This window comes from Thiomicrolovo sp. ZZH C-3 (genome assembly GCF_054862725.1).
In genome coordinates this window covers 861,024-884,714 of record NZ_JBTKXX010000001.1, presented here as the reverse complement: position 1 = coordinate 884,714, position 23,691 = coordinate 861,024, and the positions used below count along the sequence as shown (strand labels likewise).

At 52.0% G+C, this 23,691-nt stretch carries 28 protein-coding genes; 27 read left to right on the top strand and 1 reads right to left on the bottom strand.

Going from position 1 to position 23,691, the window contains the following annotated elements; all coding sequences use genetic code 11:
• The first annotated feature begins 22 nt into the window (after positions 1–22).
• From ACXWTF_RS04530 to ACXWTF_RS04490, 9 genes are all read left to right on the top strand, one after another.
• Positions 23–1,081: a quinone-dependent dihydroorotate dehydrogenase gene (locus ACXWTF_RS04530; RefSeq protein ID WP_461713817.1), complete on the top strand. Its 1,059-nt coding sequence runs from the start codon at positions 23–25 to the stop codon at positions 1,079–1,081.
• Complete coding sequence (locus tag ACXWTF_RS04525; RefSeq protein ID WP_461713816.1) at positions 1,078–2,382, top strand: M16 family metallopeptidase; 1,305 nt, start codon at positions 1,078–1,080, stop codon at positions 2,380–2,382. The genes ACXWTF_RS04530 and ACXWTF_RS04525 overlap by 4 nt, the downstream gene beginning before the upstream one ends.
• A complete protein-coding gene (gene dapA / locus ACXWTF_RS04520) occupies positions 2,379–3,275 on the top strand; it encodes a 4-hydroxy-tetrahydrodipicolinate synthase (protein WP_461713815.1) in 897 nt (298 codons plus the stop codon). Before ACXWTF_RS04525 ends, dapA begins: the two co-directional genes overlap by 4 nt.
• A complete protein-coding gene (locus ACXWTF_RS04515) occupies positions 3,276–4,052 on the top strand; it encodes an enoyl-ACP reductase (protein WP_461713814.1) in 777 nt (258 codons plus the stop codon). It begins immediately after the preceding gene.
• Positions 4,052–4,606 (top strand): CDP-diacylglycerol--glycerol-3-phosphate 3-phosphatidyltransferase, encoded by a 555-nt coding sequence (gene pgsA, locus ACXWTF_RS04510; protein WP_461713813.1) that lies wholly within the window; start codon positions 4,052–4,054, stop codon positions 4,604–4,606. Before ACXWTF_RS04515 ends, pgsA begins: the two co-directional genes overlap by 1 nt.
• Complete coding sequence (gene rseP / locus ACXWTF_RS04505; protein WP_461713812.1) at positions 4,603–5,655, top strand: RIP metalloprotease RseP; 1,053 nt, start codon at positions 4,603–4,605, stop codon at positions 5,653–5,655. Before pgsA ends, rseP begins: the two co-directional genes overlap by 4 nt.
• On the top strand, positions 5,652–6,329 hold the full coding sequence (locus tag ACXWTF_RS04500) for a YggS family pyridoxal phosphate-dependent enzyme (RefSeq protein WP_461713811.1): 678 nt from the start codon (positions 5,652–5,654) through the stop codon (positions 6,327–6,329). Before rseP ends, ACXWTF_RS04500 begins: the two co-directional genes overlap by 4 nt.
• 251 nt (positions 6,330–6,580) lie before the next feature.
• On the top strand, positions 6,581–8,971 hold the full coding sequence (locus tag ACXWTF_RS04495; RefSeq protein WP_461713810.1) for a hypothetical protein: 2,391 nt from the start codon (positions 6,581–6,583) through the stop codon (positions 8,969–8,971).
• Between the two features lie 103 nt (positions 8,972–9,074).
• Positions 9,075–10,307, top strand: coding sequence for a BaiN/RdsA family NAD(P)/FAD-dependent oxidoreductase (locus ACXWTF_RS04490; protein WP_461713809.1), 1,233 nt, complete (start codon positions 9,075–9,077; stop codon positions 10,305–10,307).
• Between the two features lie 100 nt (positions 10,308–10,407).
• On the opposite strand, the gene ACXWTF_RS04485 is transcribed toward ACXWTF_RS04490, so the two are convergent.
• A complete protein-coding gene (locus ACXWTF_RS04485) occupies positions 10,408–10,677 on the bottom strand; it encodes an acylphosphatase (RefSeq protein ID WP_461713808.1) in 270 nt (89 codons plus the stop codon).
• A gap of 121 nt (positions 10,678–10,798) precedes the next feature.
• Between ACXWTF_RS04485 and ACXWTF_RS04480 the strand changes: the two genes are divergently transcribed.
• The 18 genes from ACXWTF_RS04480 (at position 10,799) to ACXWTF_RS04395 (ending at position 23,634) form a co-directional block, all read left to right on the top strand.
• Positions 10,799–11,353, top strand: a complete 555-nt coding sequence (locus ACXWTF_RS04480; protein ID WP_461713807.1) for a LemA family protein — start codon at positions 10,799–10,801, stop codon at positions 11,351–11,353.
• A 6-nt stretch (positions 11,354–11,359) separates the two neighbouring features.
• Positions 11,360–12,325, top strand: coding sequence for a DUF3137 domain-containing protein (locus ACXWTF_RS04475; protein WP_461713806.1), 966 nt, complete (start codon positions 11,360–11,362; stop codon positions 12,323–12,325).
• Positions 12,326–12,388: 63 nt separating this feature from the next.
• Positions 12,389–12,898 (top strand): YtfJ family protein, encoded by a 510-nt coding sequence (locus ACXWTF_RS04470; protein ID WP_461713805.1) that lies wholly within the window; start codon positions 12,389–12,391, stop codon positions 12,896–12,898.
• A complete protein-coding gene (locus ACXWTF_RS04465) occupies positions 12,895–13,752 on the top strand; it encodes an EI24 domain-containing protein (RefSeq protein WP_461713804.1) in 858 nt (285 codons plus the stop codon). The genes ACXWTF_RS04470 and ACXWTF_RS04465 overlap by 4 nt, the downstream gene beginning before the upstream one ends.
• A 410-nt stretch (positions 13,753–14,162) precedes the next feature.
• Positions 14,163–14,546 carry a hypothetical protein gene (locus ACXWTF_RS04460; protein WP_461713803.1) on the top strand — a complete coding sequence of 128 codons (384 nt, stop codon included), beginning with the start codon at positions 14,163–14,165 and terminating at the stop codon, positions 14,544–14,546.
• Between the two features lie 268 nt (positions 14,547–14,814).
• Positions 14,815–15,555: a class I SAM-dependent methyltransferase gene (locus tag ACXWTF_RS04455; protein WP_461713802.1), complete on the top strand. Its 741-nt coding sequence runs from the start codon at positions 14,815–14,817 to the stop codon at positions 15,553–15,555.
• Between the two features lie 274 nt (positions 15,556–15,829).
• Complete coding sequence (locus tag ACXWTF_RS04450; RefSeq protein ID WP_461713801.1) at positions 15,830–16,303, top strand: hypothetical protein; 474 nt, start codon at positions 15,830–15,832, stop codon at positions 16,301–16,303.
• Between the two features lie 45 nt (positions 16,304–16,348).
• Entirely contained in the window at positions 16,349–16,690 is a 342-nt protein-coding gene (locus ACXWTF_RS04445; RefSeq protein WP_461713800.1) for a cupin domain-containing protein, read from the top strand.
• Between the two features lie 17 nt (positions 16,691–16,707).
• Positions 16,708–17,310, top strand: coding sequence for a LysE family translocator (locus tag ACXWTF_RS04440; protein WP_461713799.1), 603 nt, complete (start codon positions 16,708–16,710; stop codon positions 17,308–17,310).
• An 80-nt stretch (positions 17,311–17,390) separates the two neighbouring features.
• The gene (locus ACXWTF_RS04435; protein ID WP_461713798.1) at positions 17,391–17,600 is read left to right on the top strand and encodes a hypothetical protein; all 210 of its coding nucleotides are present in this window, start codon (positions 17,391–17,393) and stop codon (positions 17,598–17,600) included.
• 332 nt (positions 17,601–17,932) lie between these two features.
• A complete protein-coding gene (locus tag ACXWTF_RS04430) occupies positions 17,933–18,166 on the top strand; it encodes a hypothetical protein (protein ID WP_461713797.1) in 234 nt (77 codons plus the stop codon).
• Positions 18,167–18,444: 278 nt separating this feature from the next.
• Positions 18,445–19,944 (top strand): LA2681 family HEPN domain-containing protein, encoded by a 1,500-nt coding sequence (locus ACXWTF_RS04425; protein WP_461713796.1) that lies wholly within the window; start codon positions 18,445–18,447, stop codon positions 19,942–19,944.
• A gap of 315 nt (positions 19,945–20,259) precedes the next feature.
• Positions 20,260–20,520, top strand: coding sequence for an AbrB/MazE/SpoVT family DNA-binding domain-containing protein (locus tag ACXWTF_RS04420; protein ID WP_416768822.1), 261 nt, complete (start codon positions 20,260–20,262; stop codon positions 20,518–20,520).
• Positions 20,514–20,840 carry a type II toxin-antitoxin system PemK/MazF family toxin gene (locus tag ACXWTF_RS04415; RefSeq protein ID WP_461713795.1) on the top strand — a complete coding sequence of 109 codons (327 nt, stop codon included), beginning with the start codon at positions 20,514–20,516 and terminating at the stop codon, positions 20,838–20,840. The genes ACXWTF_RS04420 and ACXWTF_RS04415 overlap by 7 nt, the downstream gene beginning before the upstream one ends.
• A 128-nt stretch (positions 20,841–20,968) precedes the next feature.
• Positions 20,969–21,955, top strand: coding sequence for an NAD(P)-dependent alcohol dehydrogenase (locus ACXWTF_RS04410; RefSeq protein ID WP_461713794.1), 987 nt, complete (start codon positions 20,969–20,971; stop codon positions 21,953–21,955).
• Between the two features lie 93 nt (positions 21,956–22,048).
• On the top strand, positions 22,049–22,354 hold the full coding sequence (locus tag ACXWTF_RS04405; protein ID WP_461713793.1) for a hypothetical protein: 306 nt from the start codon (positions 22,049–22,051) through the stop codon (positions 22,352–22,354).
• Between the two features lie 130 nt (positions 22,355–22,484).
• Positions 22,485–23,291, top strand: a complete 807-nt coding sequence (locus ACXWTF_RS04400) for a sulfite exporter TauE/SafE family protein (protein WP_461713792.1) — start codon at positions 22,485–22,487, stop codon at positions 23,289–23,291.
• Positions 23,292–23,379: 88 nt separating this feature from the next.
• A complete protein-coding gene (locus tag ACXWTF_RS04395) occupies positions 23,380–23,634 on the top strand; it encodes a hypothetical protein (protein ID WP_461713791.1) in 255 nt (84 codons plus the stop codon).
• Positions 23,635–23,691: the final 57 nt, after the last annotated feature.

The window sequence follows — 23,691 nt, the reverse complement described above, 5'->3', positions numbered from 1 at the left end:
TCCTGCCAAAAACAGGTACGTGATGATCGCATACGAATCCCTCAAACCGTGGCTTTTCAAACTCCAGCCGGAGACGGCCCACCACGTTGTGGCAACCCTGCTGCGCACGGCAAACGTCTGCCCTTCGCTCTTCAACCGCTGGCTGGAAAAGCACTTCGTCGCCGACCCGATCCTGAACCAGGAGCTCTTCGGGCGTACCTTCCCCAACCCTGTCGGCCTGGGCGCGGGCTTTGACAAGAACGCGACGATGATCCGCGGCATCCAGGCGCTGGGCTTCGGCTATACCGAGATCGGCACCGTCACCCCCAAACCCCAGCCGGGCAACCCGAAACCGCGGATGTTCCGCCATATCGAGGAAGAGACGATCCAGAACGCCATGGGCTTCAACAACGAAGGGATGTACAAGGTGCAGCAGCGCCTGGGAGCGCGCTACCCCTTCACGACCCCCATCGGCGTCAACATCGGCAAGAACAAAGTCACGCCGGAGCAGGACGCCATCAGCGACTACACCCAGCTCATCCGCGGCCTGCACGACCTGGGCGATTACCTCGTCATCAACATCTCGTCCCCGAACACCCCGGGCCTGCGCGACCTGCAGAACGAGGCATTCATCGCCGAGCTCTTCGCCCAGGCGAAGGCGATCACCGACAAACCGATCCTGCTCAAGATCGCCCCGGACATGACCCCGGAACAGGCCGTGGCGCTGGCAACCCTGGCGGTTGAGAAGGGTGCCGACGGCATCATTGCGACCAATACGACCATCGACTACTCCCTCGTGGCCCAGCCCAAAAGCATCGGCGGCCTCTCGGGCAAAGTCTTAAAAGAGAAGAGTTTCGCCATTTTCGAAGCGGTGGCGAAGGAACTCTTCGGTAAAACGGTGCTCGTTTCCGTCGGAGGGATCGACAGCGCCGAGGAGGCCTACCGCCGCATCAAGGCGGGGGCCTCCCTGGTACAGATCTATTCGGCGCTGATCTTCAAGGGGCCGGAGCTCATCGGTGACATCAACCGCGGGCTCGTCGAACTGCTGAAGCGCGACGGCTACAGCAGCATCACCGAGGCCATTGGAGCCGACAGACGATGATCAGAACGGTTATCGCACTATTTTTCACCTTAGGAACGCTTATGGCAAATTCGCTGCCGCCTTATGAAACGCAGACACTGGAAAACGGGATGCAGGTCGTTGTCATCCCGATGCACAACGGCACCGGCGTCATCTCCACCGATGTCTTCTACAAAGTGGGAAGCCGCAACGAAGTGATGGGCAAGAGCGGCATCGCGCACATGCTCGAACACATGAACTTCAAATCCTCCGAACACCTCAAAGCGGGGCAGTTCGACGAAGAGGTCAAGAGCGTCGGCGGCGTCAACAACGCTTCCACCGGTTTCGACTACACCCACTACTTCATCAAGAGCTCCGCGGGGAATGCGGAAAAGTCCATCTCCCTCTTCGCGGAGCTGATGGCCAACCTCAGCCTCAAGGACGAGGAGTTCCAGCCCGAACGCGACGTCGTCGCCGAAGAGCGCCGCTGGCGCACCGACAATAACCCCCTGGGCTACCTCTATTTCCGTCTGTTCAACAACGCCTACCTCTACCACCCCTACCACTGGACGCCGATCGGCTTCATGAACGACATCCAGACCTGGACCATCGACGATATCCGCAACTTCCATGCGACCTATTACCAGCCGCAGAATGCGATCCTCATCGTCACGGGCGATATCGAACCCAAGACCGTTTTTGACCTGGCGAAAAAGCACTTCGGCCCCGTCAAGAACAGCCGCGACATTCCCAAAGTCCTGGCGAAAGAACCGGTACAGGACGGCGCCAAGCGCGTCTTCATCGAAAAAGAGAGCGAAGTGGAGATGATCGCGATCGTCTACCACATCCCCGACTTCCGCCACCCGGACCAGCCGGCCCTCTCCGCCATCTCCGAGATGCTCAGCTCCGGCAAAAGCAGCCGCCTCTACAGCGAGCTCGTCGACAAGAAGCGCCTGGTCAACCAGATCTACGCCTACAACATGGAGAACATCGACCCGGGCGTCTTCATCTTCCTGGCCGCCTGCAACCCGGGCATTAAGGCCGAGGACGTTGAAGCGGCGCTGCACGAGCAGATCGACCAGATCAAAGCACACCCCGTCTCCAAGGCGGAGCTCGAGAAGGTCAAGATCAACACAAGAGCCGACTTTATCTTCTCCCTTGAGAGTGCCAGCTCCGTCGCCGACCTCTTCGGCGGCTACCTCGCCCGCGGCGACCTGAAACCGCTGGAGACCTACGAGGAGAACATCGCTGCGCTCACGGCCGAGCAGATCCAGAAGACGGCGCAGACCTATTTTGACGACAAACACTCCACGACCATCATTTTGAGAAAGGCAGAGCAATGAACATTATCACCGGTTCCACTACCGCGCTGATCACCCCGTTCAAAAACGGCAAACTCGACGAACCGACCTACGCGGCGCTGATCCAGCGCCAGATCGACAACGGGATCGATGCGGTCTGTCCGGTCGGTACGACCGGCGAGAGCGCAACCCTGACCCCGGATGAGGACATCCGCTGTATGGAGATCGCCGTCGACGTGTGCAAGGGCACACAGACCAAAGTCCTCGCCGGTGCCGGCAGCAACGCCACGGCCGAAGCGATCACGACGGCCATCCGCGCCCGCGACTGTGGCGTCGACGCGATCTTCTCCGTCGCGCCGTACTACAACAAACCCTCCCAGGAGGGACTCTACCAGCACTACAAGGCGATCGCCGAAGCCGTGCCGGAACTGCCGTTCATGCTCTACAATGTCCCGGGCCGCACCATGTCCGACATCTCCGCCGATACGGTCGTGCGTCTCTTCGACGACCTGCCCAACATCTTCGGCATCAAAGAAGCGACCGGCAGCCTGGAGCGCACCGTCGAGCTGCTCTCCCGCCGCCCGGAGCTCAAAGTCTTCAGCGGCGACGACGCCATCGACTACCCCATTCTTGCCGCCGGCGGCGCGGGGATCACGTCGGTCACGGCGAACCTGCTGCCCGATCTGAAAAGCGCCCTGGTCAAAAGCGCACTGGAAGGCGACTTCGCGACGGCGCGCGCGCTCAACGAGCAGCTGCTGCCGATCAACCAGGTCCTCTTCTGCGAGGCCAACCCTATCCCGATCAAGGCGGCCATGTATATTGCGGGGCTTATCGATACCCTCGAGTACCGCCTGCCGCTCGTCCCGCCGTCCGCGGAGAATATGAAGCGCATCGAAGCCGTCATGAAAAACTATACCATCGTAGGAGTCAACTAAATGTCAGAAATGCAAGGCAAAACACTGGTCATCACCGGAGCGACCAAGGGGATCGGCAAAGCGATCGCCGAAAAGTTCGCCGCCAACGGTGTCGATATCGCTTTTACCTATAACAGCAACGAGGCCGTCGCGAACGAACTCGCGGCCTCCTGGGAAGCCGAGTACGGTATCAAAGCACGTGCCTACGCCCTGAACATCCTTGAGCCCGACGAGTTCAAACCCCTCTTCGCCAAGATCGACGAGGATTTCGACCGTATTGACTTCTTCGTCTCCAACGCCATGATCTACGGCCGCCCCGTCGTCGGCGGCTACGGCAAGTTCATGCGCCTCAAGCCCCGCGGGCTCAACAACATCTATACCGCAACGGTCAACGCTTTCGTCATGGGGACCCAGGAAGCGGCCAAGCGGATGGAAAAGGTCGGCGGCGGTGCCGTCGTCACGATGTCCAGTACCGGGAACCTCGTCTACATCGAGAACTATGCCGGCCACGGTACGAACAAAGCGGCCGTCGAAGCGATGAGCCGCTATGCCGCCGTGGAGCTGGGTGAAATGAACATCCGCGTCAACGCCGTCTCCGGCGGCCCGATCGATACTGACGCCCTCAAAGCCTTCACCAACTACGAAGAGGTCAAGGCCGAGACGGTCAGACGCTCCGCGATCGGCCGCATGGGACAGCCCGAAGATATCGCCGGTGCCGTCTACTTCCTCTGTACGAAAGAGGCAAGCTGGATCACCGGCCAGACCATCGTCGTCGACGGCGGGACGACCTTTAAGTAATGTTCAACCTGCCCAATACGCTGGCACTGTCGCGCATCATCATTGCGCCGCTGATGTTCTGGATCATCCTCAACCCCGAGATCTTTACGGCGCAGGGGATCGACATCAGCTGGAACTACTACATCGCTGCCCTGCTCTTCGTGCTCGCCAGCGCCACCGACTTCTTTGACGGTTACATCGCACGCGAACTCGACCAGATCACCATGACGGGTAAGATCCTCGACCCCCTGGCGGACAAGATGCTCATCCTCGCCGCCTTCCTGGGGCTGATGATGACCGACGCTGCTTCACCGTGGGCCATCTATATTATTATCGTGCGAGAGCTCTTCATCACCGGGCTGCGCACCGTTTCCATCTCTGAGGGTATCGACATCGCTGCCTCCTGGGCGGGCAAGGTCAAAACGGTCGCGCAGATGTTCGCCGTCGGCTTTTTGTTGATGCACTGGCCCGGCGGGGACATCCTGCTCTGGATCGCCGTCGTGCTCACCGTCTACTCCGGGACGGAATACGTTGTCGGCTTTGCCCGCACCTACGCAAGGCACCACGCGGCATGAGCTGGCTCGTCTCCCTCCTCGTCCTCTCGGCGCTGATCTTCTTCCATGAGCTCGGCCACTTTGCCATTGCCCGTCTCATGGGGGTCTATGTCGAGGTCTTCAGCATCGGTTTCGGCAAGAAACTCGCCAGCTTCCGCGCCTTCAACACCGAATGGCGCGTTGCGGCGATCCCCCTGGGCGGTTATGTCCGCATGAAGGGGCAGGACGACAGCGACCCGACCAAAACAAGCCCCGACCCCGACAGCTACAACAGCAAATCGCCGCTGCAGCGTATCGCGATCCTGCTCGCCGGCCCGGCGGCCAACTTCGTGCTGGCCTATGTGCTCTATTTCCTGATCGCGCTCGGCGGTCCGCAGGTCCTCTCCCCCGTCATCGGCAGTGTCGTGGAGTCCTCCCCGGCTGCCGTTGCGGGCCTCAAAGAAGGAGACCGCATCCTCGCCATCGACGGCAAGGCCGTCACGACCTGGGATGAGATGTCCGACACCGTCAAACAGGCCGAACGCACACTCTACCTGCGGATCGAGCGCGACGGCATGGTCGAAGAGGTCGCCGTCACCCCGAAGATGACCGAAACCCAGAACATGTTCCGCGAGACCGTCTACCGCCCCATGGTCGGTATCGGTTCCGCCGGCGAGACCCATGCGCTGGATCTGGGCTTTGGCGGGGCGCTCGGCTATGCCGCGGCAGAGACCTGGCAGGCCTCCAAACTGATCTTCATCAGCCTCGAGAAGCTTCTGACCGGGGCCGTGCCGACCTCGGAACTCGGCGGCGTCGTCACCATCGTTAAGATCACCGCCGATGCCAGCGAGAGCGGCTGGATGGCCGTGCTCTTCTTCGCGGCGCTGATCTCGGTCAACCTCGGTGTGCTGAACCTGCTGCCGATCCCGGCCCTCGACGGAGGCCACATCATGTTCAATCTCTACGAGATGGTCATGCGGCGCGCCCCGAGCGAAGCGATCCTGATCAAGCTCACCATCGCGGGCTGGGGGATCCTGCTCGGGCTGATGAGCCTCGGACTCTATAACGATATCAACAGGTTGATGCAATGACACAGACAGAGTATAAAATCTATATTGACAAGATCGTCGAACGGATCGAACGTGCACGTATACTGGTAAGCGAACACCATATCGTCAAAGTGGTCGCCGTCAGCAAGTACGTTGATACCGATGCCGTGCAGTCCCTCTACGAGATCGGCCAGCGCGCGTTCGGCGAGAACAAGGTCCAGGACCTGAAGTTGAAGATGGAGACGCTCGACGACCTCCCCCTGGAGTGGCACTTTATCGGGAGCCTCCAGAAGAATAAGATCAACCAGCTGATCGACCTCGACCCGTTCCTGATGCAGTCGCTCCACTCCCTCGAACTGGCCCAGGCCCTCGACAAACGCCTGGAGGCCAAGGGCAAGACGATGGAGTGCCTCCTGCAGATCAACAGCGCCAAAGAGGAGACGAAGTCCGGCGTCATGCCCGAAGCGGCATCCGACATCTACGCGCAGATCGCGGAGACCTGCCCGCGCATCGACCTGCGCGGCGTCATGAGCATCGGGGCCCATACCGAGAACAGCGACCATATCAAGCAGAGCTTCGAGACGACCCGCAAGATCTTTGACGGCCTCAAAGGGGCCGAGATCTGTTCCATGGGAATGAGCGGCGATTTCGAACTGGCGATCGCCTGCGGATCGACGATGGTCCGCCTCGGTTCCCTCCTCTTTCCCCGGGGCTGACGCCCCAACCTTTACTTTTTTTTAACAAAACTCCTCAATATCTTTTGGAAATGCACCCTTAAAAATAGACAAAAATTATCACACTATCATCACGTATTATTTTTTCATAACGGAACCATAAGCTGTAAGTATAGTATTTTCTTATTTTTATCACACGTTCATCACAGTGCCTTTTAAGTTTTTTGCCTTTAAAGATAGATTAAAAAAACAAATGCAAAACTAACGGGATTTCTATCACTGAGGAGTACATGATGAATCGAAAACTTCGTGGCGTTTCTGTTATGACGGCAGCGGCGCTCACCCTGGCTGCACTGTCCAGTACTGCATCGGCTTCTGTCAAAGAGTATGACAAGAACCCGCCGTTTAGTATGACTCTGCTCAAGCCGACTGAAATGAAAATCGGTGGAAAGAAAGTAAAAGCTTACAATCCCAAAAACGACATCAACGCGTTCGTCAACTATGAGTTGGGGATGCACTGTGTCGGTTTTGAGATGAGCTACTGCTGTGTCATTCCGCCGTATAACTCAATCCAGTCCCAGGCTGTAAAATCCGGTACCAACGGCGCACTGCCGAAACTGCTGACGCCGGACGACAAAGTCAAGCTCTATTACTATACGAAAGACAACTCTTATAGTGAAGGCAACAAGATGAAGTACTGGTCTGTCGCCAAAGACGTCGACGGCAACGGCCGTATGGACGACCCGGGCGATAACGTGGCCAACTATGTTTGGAAGCACCTCTTTATCTATAAAGATCTTGAGGGTACGATTCCTAAAGGTGCGACGGCGAAAGACCGCCTCTTTGTCGGTAAAGACATTAAAGTACCTATCGATTCCGGCCCGACCGGCAAGCACATCGCCGGCGGTTACCTCGAGTATTCCGGTAAAGACGGTAGTAACGTCGTCTTCACCAACACCCTCGTTCCGCCGGTCCAGAACATCCCGCTCGTTCTGACGGCATCACACCTCTGGGATGCACTGGGTCTGCCGCTGACGGCGTTCAATGACTCTACACGCAGAGGGACGATCCGTTCCGTCACGGAGAAAGATTTCCAGCCGTTCCAGAAATCCGCAGTCCAGGTCCACGACCAGAACGGTCGCCCGCTCATGGATGAAAACGGTCAGATCGTTGAGTACTTCGGTACGAACCCGGTCGATATCCCGAACTGTTATGCATGTCACTCCCGCCAGGGTAAAGCTGCCCAGATGGCACGCGACGAAGGTCTGACGCAGTCTGACAAAGAGTACGCCTACTGGAAAACCTACCCGGATGAGAGTGAATACATGGCCCGCCTCAGTGAAGCATCCATCAACATTCTCTCGCTGCACGACGCCCACCACGGTACGACGTTCCTGAAGCACTATAACGACAAAGCGTCTTCCAACCGTCTGGGTCAGACCGGTGAGGTCAACTGTGCCGACTGTCACGGTGACAACGTCTCCGGTAACCTCGAGGAACCGCGTCCGGGTGCGACAGGCTACAAGACTGTCAAGGCTAAAACGCTGACCGAAGCGATCCACAGCTTCCACCTCTCTATGGTTCCGATGCCGGATGCTGCTGGCCGCTCTCAGGCATGTCAGTCCTGTCACCCGACACACTTCCAGAACCCGAGCATGAACGACGATACGAACCCGTACCGTGTTGCTGACCGTTACGGTGAAGGCCGCTTCAGCGAAGGCGATGTCCGTACCAGCGGTGGTGGTTGTTATGTCCGCCGTGACGCACACTCCAACCCGGATGCGAAACCGCCGTTCTTCCTGAACGAATACGGTAAGTTCCAGCTCAACGAAGTCGCGCACAAAGACGAAAACGGTGAGCGTGTTTCCAAAATGCGCGGTCTGTACTGTACGAACTGTCACACGAAAGTCGCGCAGAAAATGCAGGCACTGGATGACCTCAAAACGGTTCAGACCCTTGAAGGTAAATCCATCCGTAACAAGTCTCTCAAAGAGATCGTCAGTGCGGTTGCCGGCGGAGACATGAAGAAATTCGTAGCGATTGCCGACCCGAAAACGACCGGCGAGAACGAAGTACTGAAGTACTACTCTGAGCACGAATCTGCTGTCCTCGTCAAAAACGTCGCGAAAGACGGCCTTGACCTGAAACCGTGGAACCACCCGACTGGCGGCGCGGTACCGTACGCAGCGGCATCCGGCGGTAACGACTGGTGGCTGGCAGCGGCAGAACCGCATTGTGCAGACTGTCACATCGCTCCGTTCGTTGAAAGTGAAGGCGGTCAGTACTTCCCGATCGACCAGAACAACAAACTGTCCCTGTTCCGCTACTCCAAAGCGCACGGCGACCTGGCTTGTCAGACATGTCACGAGTCCACTCACGGCCTGTACTCTACACGCTACGACGGACCGAACCGCACGGTTGACATCACGACGCATGAGCAGGCGCTGCAGTACAGCCCGGACGGCGAATATGCAGGCCCGGTTACATGTTCCGCATGTCACACGGTCAACAAGAAAGGTGTTCCGGTTCAGCTCGAAGGCACAAAATATGCTGACGACTACTGGGCATCTGTCACCCTGGCGCACTTCATGAGAAGCGGCGATCAGAAACTCTCTGTCAAAGAACTGGTCGAGAAGTATCCGTACAACAAATCGACTCAGATCGTCAAAGACGGCTGGAATTAATTCCGCCGCCTTCAGGCACCCTCGGGTGCCTTTTCTTTTTTTCTCCCCTTTTTCTTTTTTAAAACTAACCCGAAACTAACCCGACAGCCACTACAATCCCTTTATGAGTACGATCGCAATTATCGGCGGCGGCGCCGCGGGACTTATGGCGGCCATCACGGCGGCGGAACAGGGTGCAGAGGTCACGGTTTACGAACAGAACAGCGAACCGGGAAAGAAGATCCTCGCCTCGGGAAACGGACGCTGCAACATCATCAACCGCGCGACCGGCATCGACGATTTTGAAGGGGAGCACCCCGCCTTCGCGGCAACGGCGCTGGAGGCGATGAACTTCAGCGCCTTTGAACGCTTCTGCAAACGTATCGGACTGCTGCTGGAAGTCAAAGAGGACGGCAAATGCTACCCCATGAGCCAGGAGGCACGTACGGTGCAGTCCGCACTGATCCGGGCGGCACAGCACCGGGGGGTACGGTTTGAGAGCAATGCCCCCGTCACCGGCATTGAAAAAGAGGGGAAGCTGTTTGCTGTATCGGTCCGGGAGGTGACACGGCGTTATGAACGCCTGATCATCGCCACCGGCTCCCCCGCCGCCCCGCAACTGGGCGGCAATGAGAGCGGCATGACTATGGCCGGGCATTTCGGCCACCGCATCGTGCCGCCCTTCCCCTCCCTGGTGGGGCTCCATCTGGATGCGGAGGGGCTGGAGAAGATGGCCGGGACCAAGACGACGGCAAGGGTGACGCTGCTGGTTGACAACCAACCGCTAAAAGAGGAGGAAGGTGACCTGCTGTTCACCCGCTACGGCGTCTCGGGCTTTACCGTCCTCGACCTCTCCCACACCGCTTCCATGGCCCTGCGCGATTTTGCATACGTCACGTTGAGAGTGGATCTACTCCCCCGCTTCACGGCGCAGGCCCTGGCCACGCAGCTTGAACAGATGGCGAAGTCGATCCCCGACGACACCCTCGCCGATCTGCTGGGCGGACTGCTACCGCGCAAACTGATCCGCCCCCTGCTCCAGGCCCAGAAACTCTCTGCCGAGCAGCGCTGCAGCGAACTCAACGCCAAAGCGGCCAAGAAGATCGCCTATATCATCAAGCAGTGGCCGTTCACGGTCAACGGGACCCACGGCTACCAGCATGCCGAAGTCGCCGGCGGCGGCATTGATACGGAGGAGATCGACCCCAAAACGATGGCATCACGGAAGACGGAGGGGCTCTATTTTGCCGGGGAGGTCCTGGACATCACCGGGCACCGCGGGGGGTTCAACTTCCACTTTGCCTGGGGCAGCGGCTACCTGGCGGGGCTGCACGCGGCGAGAGTTCGTGATTCGTGATTCGTGATTCGTGATTCGTGATTCGTGTTACGTGTTACGTGTTACGTGAGGATGGCAGGTCATCCCTGTGGCTTTCTTGGCGCTGTGCGTAACGCAGCGATTATCGCTGCTCGAAACCCCCTTCGAACACCTCTTCGATAATGTCATAAGAGACGTTGTCGACCACGCTGAGCGGCGACCCCTCCCAGAGCAGCCGTTCGAACTGGTCGAAACAGTCGTCGTTCGGGCAGCTGACGGCGGCTTCGACGCTGCCGTCGCTGCAATTGCGGATATAACCGCTCAGTCCCGCCTCTTGCGCATGCTGCGTAATGGTCGCGCGGTACCACACCCCCTGCACCCTGCCCCGGATCGCGTAAAGTCTGCTCTGCATAGCACCCTCTTTTTGTTTATTGTAGCGGCAGACGCGTTGTGTTTCACTTATCCCGCCTCTGTTACCGATTCCACCGCTTTTTCAGTACAATAAACAATATTTTTGTTCCCGGAGTATCGCTATGACCGCCCTGATCATCCTCGCCGTCGTCATCGTCATCATCGTATTGATGTACAACAGCCTTGTCGCCAAAAAGAACCAGGTCGACAACATCTTTGCCGGGATCGACGCGGTACTCAAGAAACGCTACAACCTCATCCCGAACCTCGTCAGCTCCGTCCAGCAGTATATGCAGCATGAAAGAGGGATTTTGGAAAAGGTGACCGAGCTGCGCTCCCAGGCGATGCAGCCGGGCATTTCCGACGAGCAGAAGATCGCCCTGGACAAGCAGATCACCTCCGCGCTGGGCAGCATCATGGTCGCGGTGGAGAACTACCCGGACCTCAAAGCCAATGAGAACGTCATGCACCTGCAGCGCACCCTCTCCGAGGTCGAAGCCCAGATCTCCGCCGCCCGCCGCGCCTACAACCAGGCCGTGACGGACTATAACAACGCCATCGAGATGATCCCGACAAATATCCTCGCGAACATGATGAACTACCGCCGCAAACAGGTCTTTGAGATCACCGCGGATGAACGCAAGAATGTCGACGTCGGAGCCCTCTTTAAACAGTAATCCTTTATGAAAAGCGCATCGGAACTCACCGATTTCTACTATACCGAGCTCTACGACTCCCTGCAGGAGCTGGAAAAGGAACGCGACGCGGTACGCAAGAAGGTCCTGACCCTCTTCGGCATCCTGGGAGCCCTCTGTCTGCTCATTATCGGATTTATCTACAACAGCTGCCACTGCTTTAACGAAGCTTACATCTGGGTCGGCGTCGGGGCGGCCGCCATTGGCGGTTTCGGCTTCCGCTGGCTCATCAGCGGCTACCGCAGCGGTTTCAAGGAGAAGATCATCCGGCCGCTGATCGAAGCGATCGAAAAAGAGCTGCATTACGCCCCGAACGCCTCCATTCCCCAGTCGCTTTTCCAGTTCTCCCACCTCTTCGAGCAGCGGGTCGACCGGTTCCGCGGCAACGACCTTGTGCGCGGGACCCTCGACGGCGTCTCGCTGCAGTTCTCCGACATCCATGCCGAACACCGCAGCCGTGACTCCAAGGGAAGGACCCACTGGTCCACGATCTTCCAGGGGCTTTTTATCGTCGCGGACTTCAACAAACACTTCAAGGGGCGTACCCTCATCCTCCCCGACCTGGCAGAGAACCTTTTCGGCTCCTTTATCGGGGGGATGCTGCAGTCACGCAACTTCACCAAGGACCAGCTCGTCAAGATGGACGACCCCGCGTTTGAGAAAGCCTTCGTCGTCTACGGCTCCGACCAGATCGAAGCGCGCTACATCCTGACGCACACGATGATGCAGCGGCTGCTCAAACTGAAAAAAGATACGGGCAGCAAGGTCTACGTCTCCTTTAACGGCGAGAAGATCATGATCGCCATCGACTACGACAAAGACCTCTTTGAACCGACGGTCTTTTCCTCACTGCTCTCCATCGACCAGGCGATGGGCTACATCCGCACCCTGCGCTCCTCTATCGGGATCGTCGAGGAGCTGAAACTCAACGAAAAGCTCTGGAGCAAGGTCTGAGTAAGGGCATTTGATCCCAAGCCTTTCCATGCTAGAATCCTATAAATTCCGTAAAGGATCCCTATGAAACTGCTTCTCTCCCTCTTCGCACTCAGTCTCAGCCTGATGGCCCTGCAGACCGGCCAGCCCCTCCCAGCGCTCCATCTTCAGGGCGACGACGGCGGCAAGGTCGACGGCACTGCCTGGAGCAGCGACGAGCTCAAAGAGAAGGTCCACGTCATCTTCTACGTCGACCCGGATGAGAAAGACCTCAACAACCCCTTCTCCGACGCGCTGAAGGCCGAAGATTTCGACCGCAGCCGTTTCGCCTCCGTCGCCATCATCAACATGGAGGCGACCTGGCTGCCCAACTTTGCCATTGCCAAATCGCTCAAGGCAAAACAGGAGAAGTTCCCCGATACGATCTACGTCAAGGATATGCATAAAAAAGGGGTCTCCGCCTGGAAGGTCGCCGACGACAACTCCGATATCATCATTACGGATAAAAGCGGCAACGTCCTCTATCTCTATGAGGGAGAGGTGCCCGAAAGCAGCTTCGCCGAGATCATCTCCCTGATCAAGGAACATATGTGAACGAAACACTCCTCTCCATAAGCATCCGCGACTTCTTCTCCAAACGGATGCTCCAGTTTGCCCTGGTACCCTTCCTGGGCACCATTCTGATCATGTACACCCTCTTTTTCGGTATTGCCGACGCCGGCATCGACTCGCTGCGGGAGAGTACGCTTCAGATAGAGCAGCACCAGCAGACGCAGCAGAACGGCGTGGTGGAGACGCAGAGCGAAACGACGACGGTCGAAGGGGGCTCGGCCATCCTGCGCTTCTTGATGGAACACACTGTCACCTCGTGGCTGGTCAGCTTCATCGTCTTTACCGTCGGCGGGTTTATCACGTTCATCTTTGCCATGTTCATTGCCCTGATCATCATCGGCTTCCTCACCCCCTACATCGTCAAAGAGATACACCGGCGCCACTACAGCCACCTGCCGCTGGAGCACCACGGTTCCATCCTGGGCATCCTCCTCGCCTCGCTGAAGCATGTGCTCATCATGCTCCTGCTCTTTTTGGTGCTGACGCCCTTCTATTTTGTCCCGCTGCTGAACCTCGTGGCCTTCAACCTCCCCTTTTACTACCTGTTCCACAAGCTCTACCTGCTCGACGTCGCTTCGGAAACGACGACGCAGGAGCGCTTCAAGCTGATCATGGCCTTCCACGGCGGGAAAGTAAGGATGACCACTTTGGGGCTCTACCTGCTCTCTCTCGTTCCCTTCGCCGCCTACATCACCCCGGTGTTCAACGTCATCGTCCTTACGCACTCTATGTTCCGCAAGAGTGTCGAGGTCGAGGCACACCACGAAAGCGCAACTGCCGTAAAAAACACTACAGAGAAAATCCCGAACGGTTCGCAGGACGTGCTGCCGTCGTAACTTCCCTCCCATTTCAAAAGTCCAGCGGGCTTTTGATGCTCTCCTTGTTCAGCTCCTTCACGACGTGGGTATAGATCATTGTCGTTTCGACGCTTTTGTGCCCGAACAAGATCAAGAAGTTTCTTTTTCGACATAATGGCCATCCTTCAATACGCAGGACATAGTGTCCAATAAGCACATATTTCAATGATATGCGGACACTTCGTCCGAATATCAAAATACCGAGGACGTTCAAACAGAAATAATTTTAAGAAAAAAAGCGTAGTATTAACAGATATATTTCAATTTGTTTAATATTGCGATTAAATATCCAATACCAGGACACTGATGGGTTCCGGGTATCTATGGATATTCCAGCAATATGACACAGTTTGGAAATGAATAAATAGTTATGTGCCATGGGAGATGACATGAAAAAGTTACTTATGCTCATTGGCATTGTGTTTATACTGCAAGCTCAAGCCGAATCAGTGGGAAGTATAGTTTTCTTCAACATTACGAGTACTGAAACATCAGATGAAGAAACTAATGCGGATTTCTACTTTTACTATGACAAACTAAATGACTTTCTGAGTAAGAAAGGGTTTGAAGTACTCCTGTCTGAGAAGTTTCCTATTAAATTAGTGAAGCCTGACTACACTATTGAACTTGGAGCGAGCGACGTAAAAAGTGATGTAGGCATTATATATGTCAAGCCATCAGGTCAATACAAGGTATCCAAAGGAATAAAGACAGATATGGATGTTGCGATGGAAGCTGAACAATACTTCAAAGTGAAGTTGGTGGACGAATGACACATAACAAATCAGAGGAGACCAATCAAAAACCCGCGGGCGGCTTTTTGATTGCTCATTTTAAACGTTGCTCGTTCCCGCTTTGCGGGAACGAGCAACGGTCGCGCTGTGCACTGAACGTGCCACCTTGCCCTCTGCCGGTCTCCGCTTCGCTACGACCCACAAATGGCAGGAGTCACTCGCTAAGCCAGCCTCCAGAAATCAGCTTGCTGATTTATGAAGTCTGACTCAGCGGTGCTCAGCGCGACCGTTGGGCAGAAAGGCACAAATGACTGAAAACGACATGTACGAAGACTTTGCCGACCGCTATGATTGGATGAATATTCATGATCCGGCCCGAGAAGTGTTCTTTAAAACACTCTTTGAAAAGAACAACGTCTCCGATGTGCTAGACTGTGCATGTGGAACGGGCAAAGACTTAATCATGTTTCATTTGCTTGGCTATAGCGTTGTTGGTTCAGATTTATCCGGTGCGATGCTTAGAAAAGCTCGTGAGAATTTAAAAGAGGCCAATCTGGATTTGCCCCTCATCAACAGTGACTTTCGAGAACTTGAGAAACACTTCGAAATTCAGTTTGACGCTGTCGTATGTCTCACTAATTCCATTAACGAAGTTCTTGATGTGTCAGAGGTTCGTCGAGCACTCAAAAGCATGAAAGCAATACTGCGTCCAGGTGGTATTCTTGTGTTTGATCAAGGACAGTCCGACGCGACAATGAAGAATCCACCGAGATACGATCCTGTCATCAATAATCGGGATTTCTCTCGTTTATTCGTATTAGAATACACAGACAACGTAATGCAGGTCAAAATTTTCGATTTTGTTCACACTGAGGACGAATGTGAATTTAACCATACTACTGTGAATGTTGCGATTCGCCTAAAGGATGACTGGGACAAGATTCTTTCCGATGTGGGATTTTCGGATATCCAATATTTTGGAGACCTCGACTTCACACCGTACGACAAAAATACAAGTCGACGACTGATAGTTGTCGCCCACAAGTAAAGAACAGGATTGACCCAACAAATCAAAGGAAGCCAATCAAAAACCCGCGGGCGGCTTTTTGATTGCTCATTTTAAACGTTGCTCGTTTCCGCGTTGCGAAAACGAGCAACGGTCGCGCTGTGCACTGAACGTGCCACCTTGCCATCTGCCGGTCTCCGCTTCGCTACGACCAACAAATGGCAGGAGTCACTCGCTAAGCCAGCCTCCAGAAATCAGCAAGCTGATTTATGAAGTCTGACTCAGCGGTGCTCAGCGCGCCCGTTAGAGGCGAGGCATGAAAAAGAAATCTATTTTAGTAATCAGCCTGATGTCGATATTCCTTTCTTTCGCCAGCGCTGGTGAAGTTGATAGTCTATCGCTTCTACAAAGAGACTTGGGGGATTCGATAGAGCTACACGGAGACCATGAGATCTGGTATTGCCCTGACAATACCTGCGAAATTTTCAAAGCAAAGAGCAAAACACCTAACTTGTCTAGCTTCGTCTACTTGTACTTATTTCACAAGTCAACATATACATATCTCAATAAATCAGATGGTGATAATAAGGCATTCCGAGAAAAGGCAATAGAAGAACTGGAAGTAAGAAAAAGTATGGAGAGTTATTGCACTGAAAAAGATCTGGATGCACAATGTATTTTGGACGGAATGCAGCGAGCTTTGAACATATCAATCTGCTTCGGTAGATATGATGAAGGGAACTTTTGTTACGGTTGTTCGGAAAATGAAAATATATGCAAGAAACTCTAACAAACCAAAGGAGACCATTTTAAACGTCATACATAGGAGTATCAAATGCCAATCGTTTCTGTAAAAAATGCTGATCATTATTTATGGGCCACCAACTGCGAAGGTTGGCACCTTGCCGCTTCTAAAAATCTAAGCGTGATTCAGGAACGCGTGCCCAAAGGCTCCTGTGAGACTCGCCACTTTCATAAGAAGGCGGAGCAATTCTTCTACATTCTTTCCGGCATTGCAACGCTTGAAGTGGCTGGCGAGATACACATCCTCCATCCCAATGAAGGCTTTCATATTCCTGCCGGTATTGCACACACCTTGAGCAATGAACATGAAAAAGATTTGGAGTTTTTAGTGGTATCCACACCACCGAGCCATGGTGATCGAGAGAATATCTAACAAATCAAAGGAGAGCTATGACTTTTTACAGTATTGCAGGTTTATCTGCCGCCATGTTTGTTTTAGCCGTGACACCGGGGCCCGGGGTGTTTATTACCGTATCCAAAGCATTGGCTTCGGGATTCAAAAATACGTTACCTGTTATCGCAGGGATTGTTACGGGTGATTTGATATTTCTTCTGTTCGCGATTTTCGGTCTTGCGGCCATCGCAGAAACATTTGAAACAATGTTTCTCATCATCAAGTATCTGGGTGCGGGGTACCTGATTTGGCTGGGGATTAAATTGTGGCGGTCGCATCCGGAGAAAATGGAAATTGCCGCTTCAAAAAAGCACCGCTTTTTAGGCGGCCTCTCCATAACGCTCGGCAATCCAAAAGTCATCTTGTTCTATCTGGGATTTCTACCTACATTTGTAGACTTAAATGCATTGAGCGGTTTGGATGTTTTTTCCATAGCCTTTATCGTCTCTTCCATTCTGGGTGCGGTCATGTCGTTTTATGCCTATTCGTCATCGCGTGCGAGACAGCTCTTCAAAAACGAACGGACGCAGAAACACATGAATGAAGTTGCAGGGAGTGTAATGATCGGCACAGGGTCTCTATTGCTTTATAGAACCTAACAAATCACGGCACGACCAATAAGAAATCCGCGGGCGGATTTCTTATTGGTGCGTTCTATGTTATGCAGAAAGAGAACGATATGAGTAATTACATCAAAATTGAAAGAATTCCTTACGAAGAACCGTATCATATTCAGTCGGTATGGAACGCATCAAATGGAAATATTTCTTCATGTTTTGAGTATTACGATAATACAGAGTCTTTGATCAAAATCGCAGAACATTTGGAGCATTTCCCTAGACATAACAGTGATGTATTTCTGTATGAGATAGGCTCTGAAAAAACCTGAAGATCGTTTTGCCTATTATTTTAGATTTAGAGCCTTTACAACAAATTCGTTTGGCAAGACTGCAATTCAAATCAGATTTTGCAATAATCATGAGCTGCCCGATAAAGAAATCGTAGAGTTCTGTATCCAAACGGAGGCCGCCGCCATTAACAGGCTGGGAAAGTTGTTCCGTGAATTTGGAAAGCTTGAAAAAGAATATATGGCTTGGTCTGATACGGAGTCATTCATTGGTGACAAATATGCGTATGCATAACAAACCAAAGAAGACCAATCAAAAACCCGCGGGCGGCTTTTTGATTGCTCATTTTAAACGTTAACCTATAGGATTGATTATGGAGCATAATGACATTAGCCTTTCATTGAAACAAGAAGAGGCAGTCGTGCTATTTGAGTTCCTTTCTCGCTTTAGCAATTCAGAGAAACTTGAAATTAAAGACCAAGCTGAAGAACGTGTTCTCTGGGACTTGTGTAGTTTTCTTGAAGAGTCCCTTTCTGAACCATTACACGGGAACTGGAAGGAACTACTTGAGAAAGCCAGAAAGTCCGTTCGGGATACGCAAGAATGAATATTAAAAAGGTTAACAAACCAAAGGAGACCAATCAAAAACCCGCGGGCGGCTTTTTGATTGATCATTTTAGACGTTGCTCGTTCCCACTTTGCGAGAACGAGCAACGGTCGCGCTGTGCACGGAACGTGCCACCTTGCCATCTGCCGGTCTCCGCTTCGCTACGACCAACAAATGGCAGGAGTCACTCGCTAAGCCAGCCTCCAGAAATCAGCTTGCTGATTTATGAAGTCTGACTCAGCGGTGCTCAGCGCGACCGTTAGATTCTAGGAGCACCATTGGAATTTGAAGCAATTGCCGAACATCTGCAGAATCTATTAGATAAAAATCCAAGACAAGCAATAGTAGAAGCTGAAAAACTGGATGAGTCTACTAATTTTAGACTTCTAAAGGCTGCTATTTTTGTGGATGCGGGCGCAGCAGTAAAGGAAAAAGATATCGTCTCCCGTGGTGTTGAAATTTATCAAGCTGCACTCAAAGAACATCCCAAAAGTTCAGAGCTTCAATATAACTTAGCCAATGGTTTTCATGCTTTGGCTACATCAACACCATATGATGGATTGACTTGGTATCAGGAAACACACGACAATAGAAAAAAAGCCAAAAGCCTTTTTTATGTTTCTGCCAATGCCCGCAATGCAACGTCAGAAATTAGATCTCAAGCCTTTACAAATTTAGGAAATTTGCTTTGGTCATCATATCGTTGGGTAGAAGCATATGATTGCTATATTCTGGCATTAAACGAGGATCGTCACAATGCGGTTGCAAGCTCTGGAGCACTAAAAATACTTCGCTATGCTATAAATCAAAATATTGGTGATGTGGATTTACTGAATCAAGAAATTGAGCATTTGGCTGCTCATGTCATCTCAAATCAAGATTCCATACAAGTGTATGCGGGAAAAGTTGCTGTCGAAGGAATTCTGGCTGAAATTGATTCAATTCATGCAAAAGCAAAAGCTTTTGATTATAAAAATGAGAATGAGTTTATTGAATTTGTAATATCCAATAATTTAACTTTATCACCGACTATCCATTCGCACAAGCATATGTCTAAGAGATGGGATATATTGGGCATTGCATCTGTTACATCAGATATTGATTTAGATAATTCTATTCCTGAAATTTTTGCTATGTTCAATGTAATAAAATCTGATTTTATTCTTGCAAGACAACTATTATTCAACGCTATTAGTAGTCATTTTGAGGATACGGGCACATATAGTGATACTTTAGATTATGCGTGCTATGGAGTCAATGAATCTGCATTGGCACTAGCGCAACGAGCAGCTTTGGATATCCTCGACAAGATTGCAGTTGCGGCCCTATCTTATCTAAATATTGGTGGTGCGAGAGGCACCTCTTTCAAACAAGCATGGTTCAAAGAAAAATCAGAAGATTTTGCCAAAAAGGTAGAAGCAGAAATTAGTGTCGGGAATACTGCATTATTAGCGTTAACTGAGATCGCTAGAGACTTAATCGAGCATGAAGGCTATCTCCATCAAAAGCAAAATGCACGAAATTCGTCTACCCACAGGTTTACTATTTTACATGACTTTGGCTCATTGCCAGAAAGCAAATCAAGATGCCTCGAACATTATGAATATGATGATTTCGCAAAAGATTCTTTGTTGACATTAAAACTTGCCCGATGTGCCATTATTTACTTTGTTCAGATGATTCAATTACGTGAAGAGAGATTAGAGCATGAAAGAGAAGGCTTAGTAATGCCAATGACAGTTCCATCGCATGAATACATACGAGGGTACGATGAATAAAAATCTAACAAATCGTCGCACACCAATAAATGCCTTGCGGGCATTTATTGGTGAACTCAAACGTTGCTCGTTCCCGCTTTGCGAGAACGAGCAACGGTCGCGCTGTGCACTGAACGTGCCACCTTGCCATCTGCCGGTCTCCGCTTCGCTACGACCAACAAATGGCAGGAGTCACACGCTAAGCCAGCCTCCAGAAATCAGCAAGCTGATTTATGAAGTCTGACTCAGCGGTGCTCAGCGCGACCGTTATCACTCATCTCCAATTGACACCATTATGTAATTACAATATAATTACTAAAATAGAAGGAGTTCGATATGGCATCTTTAATTAAAATCGGAAATTCGCAAGGTATCAGACTTCCAAAAGCGATCATCAAGCAAGCGCATCTGGAAAACGTAAATCTGGAGTTTGAAGTTCTGGACAGCGGCTTATTGATCAAACCGGTGAACAATACCGGGAGAGAGACATGGGGCGAAAACATCAAAACCGTTCTGGCGGCCAGTAAGGGCAAAACAGACGAAGCGCTCCTGGAAGATCTTCTCGACGACAGCGATCTGGATGACTACGAATGGTAGCCGACATTAAAAGATTCGAGATATACCTGGTCAAATTGAATCCCACGGTCGGATCTGAAATCCAAAAAACACGCCCCTGCATCGTCATCTCTCCCAACGAACTGAATGTCCTCAAAACCGTTATCGTCGCTCCCATGACCAGCAAAGGATTCGATTTCATCTTCAGGCCGAAGATAAAATTTGAAAACAAAAACGGGCTGGTGCTTCTGGATCAGATCAGAACCGTCGACAAAACAAGATTGATAAAAAAAATCGGTGACGTCGACGAAAAAGTGTCAAAAAACATATCAAATATTTTGGTACAAATGTTTGAATACTAAGTGATAACAAATCAGAGCAGACCAATCAAAAACCCGCGGGCGCTTTGTATAGCCTTGCATTTACCGTCGGTCGGGAACTTTATACGTTATGATAAGCACAGACAGACAGCTTAAAGGAGAAGATTGCGATGCTGGCGCTCTGCTATACCCGTTACGGCCCGCCCGAACGTCTCTTTTTCAAAGATATCGAAATACCCGTTCCCAAGAGCACCGACATCGTCGTCAAAGTCCATGCGACCACCGTCAACCGGACCGATTGCGCCACGATCCGCGCCAAGCCTTTTTTTGCCCGTATCATCACAGGTCTGTTCGTTCCGGCGAAACAGACTCCCGGCACCGAATTTGCCGGTGTCGTGGTTGCCGCCGGTGCGGAGGTGGAAGGACTCACACCCGGCGACAGGGTATTCGGTTTTGACGATACGGGGGCGCGTGCCCATGCGCAGTACCTCTGCATCGATGCATCACTGGCTGCGACGATCCCGAACGGGCTGGAGTTTGCCGAAGCCGCCGCGGGGAGCGAAGGGGCGCACTATGCGCAGAACTTCATCAACAAGGTTCCGCTTAAAGCCGGTGACCATGTCCTTGTCAACGGTGCCACGGGTGCCATCGGCTCTGCTTCGGTGCAGTTGCTTTCGGCCATGGGCGTCAAGGTGACGGCGACCTGCGCCGCTGCGCACACCGACACCGTAAAATCCCTGGGTGCCGAACGTGTCATCGACTACACCCGCGACGATTTCACGCGGGATGCCCAGCGTTACGACTACGTCTTCGACACCGTCGGCAAAAGCTCATTTTTCCGCTGCTACGGTCTGCTCAACCCCGGCGGGGCCTACATCTCCTCGGACCTCGGCTTTTTGTGGCAGAACCTCTACCTGCCTCTGATAACCCCGCTTTTGGCACCGTTTCTAAAACAGCGGCGCTGCATCTTTCCCACGCCCTACGACGTACCTGCTACACTGACACTGCTGCGCCGTCTGCGCGAAACGGGGAAATTCCGCGCCCTGATCGACCGCCGCTACGCTTTTGAAGAGATCATCGAAGCGTACCGGTTTGTTGAGCAGGGACATAAAGTCGGCAACGTCGTCATCACAATACCCCATAAGAAGCAAACATGAAAACTATCCGGAAAATGTGTAACAAACCAAAGGAGACCAATCAAAAACCCGAGGCGGCTTTTTGATTGCTCATTTTAAACGTTAGGAGAACAAATGGAGTACTTGTGGATTCTGCCTGTAGCCTTGTTTATACTTCTTGATTTAGCTGCACTTTATGCAGTGATTGAGGAAGATTTACTATATACAGCTCAGCAAAAATTCTACAAAGTACTTTTCGTTCTATTTGTCCCTTTCATTGGCGCAATGGTCGAACTCTATTTATTGAGTAGATATGCAAAATTTAGAGGGGATGGGTACTACCCTGACGATGAAGTCAAATGGTATGCATTTTGGAATTATTTCTCAAGTGACGGCTCATCATCGGGAGGCCATGGATTTGATGGCGGTGGTGGAGACTAAATCTCCTAACAAATCAGAGGAGACCGATCAAAACCCCGCGGGCAGCTTTTTGATTGCTCATTTTAAACGTTAGCTAAAGATAAAGAGGTTTATTGATGTCTATAAAAAAAATCAGAGGTTTCATCACAATATGAAGCGTTTTATTCAAGGGTTCGGTGCCGGGGCTTCTGTTGCAACACTAGCTGGGCTTATCGGTCTGGGCGGAGCGGAATTTCGCTTGCCGATACTGAAGGGACTTTTTAGACTCAATACCCTCAAAGCGGTTATACTCAATAAAGCCACCTCGCTGATTGTTGTCTTCTTTGCATTAATTTTTCGCTCCTACGAAATCCCTTTTGAACAGATTTTGGAATACAAAAGCATTCTTTTCAACCTGCTTTTGGGATCACTGGCGGGTGCGTGGATCGCTGCGGGTTTTGCCATGAAGATTAAAGAACAGACACTCGACCGCATTGTGCTTGTGCTGTTGCTGTTTCTTGCCGTAGTTCTAATACTGGAGCACTGGTTTTTACAGGAGCAAAATGGAGCTCTTTTTGATTCGTGGCTCATAGAAGTTATTGCGGGTATCATAGCGGGGTTTGGTATCGGTGTCGTGGCTTCGATGCTCGGGGTTGCAGGTGGCGAGCTGCTGATTCCCGTCATCGTCCTTCTTTACGGCGTTGATGTAAAACTGGCGGGTAGCCTGTCACTGGCGATCAGCCTGCCGACAATGCTGGTCGGGTTTGCCAGATACACAAAAAGCCAGGCATTTATCGTATTGCGTGAAGAACGGAGCTTGTTCATCGCTTTAGGCATCGGGTCGATTATCGGTGCCGCCGCAGGTTCGGCAATGCTGGGAGTCGTTTCCAGCGATGTGCTTGTAATGCTGTTGGCGTTTGTGCTGATGATTTCGGCATACAAAATATTTAGCCACCAAAAGAAAGAAGCAGTGAGCTAACAAACCAGTGGAGCCCATAAATTACCCTGCGGGCAATTCATTGGCTCATTTGATACGTTATGTGACAAAGAAGGTACGCGGATAAAATATGAAATTAAATGGACTTGATTTACTGTATGAGAATATAGAAGCCGTATTAGCAGTCGTTGTCCTGTCCATTGTATTTTTTGTTTTTTGGGACAAAAAAAATAAACAAGCAGGTATCACTCAAAACGACGATCAATCTCCCCAACCTAAAGAGAATTGGTATGATGTGTCTCGAATGGATATTCTCAGCAATAAGATTGGTGTGCTATTCTTGGCACTCCTGGTTCTGATGTATATTGCAGTATTCAGAAGATGAAAGCCCTGAAGACGCATGACAAATCAGAGAAGATCAAAAGAGCGGATCATGCATATA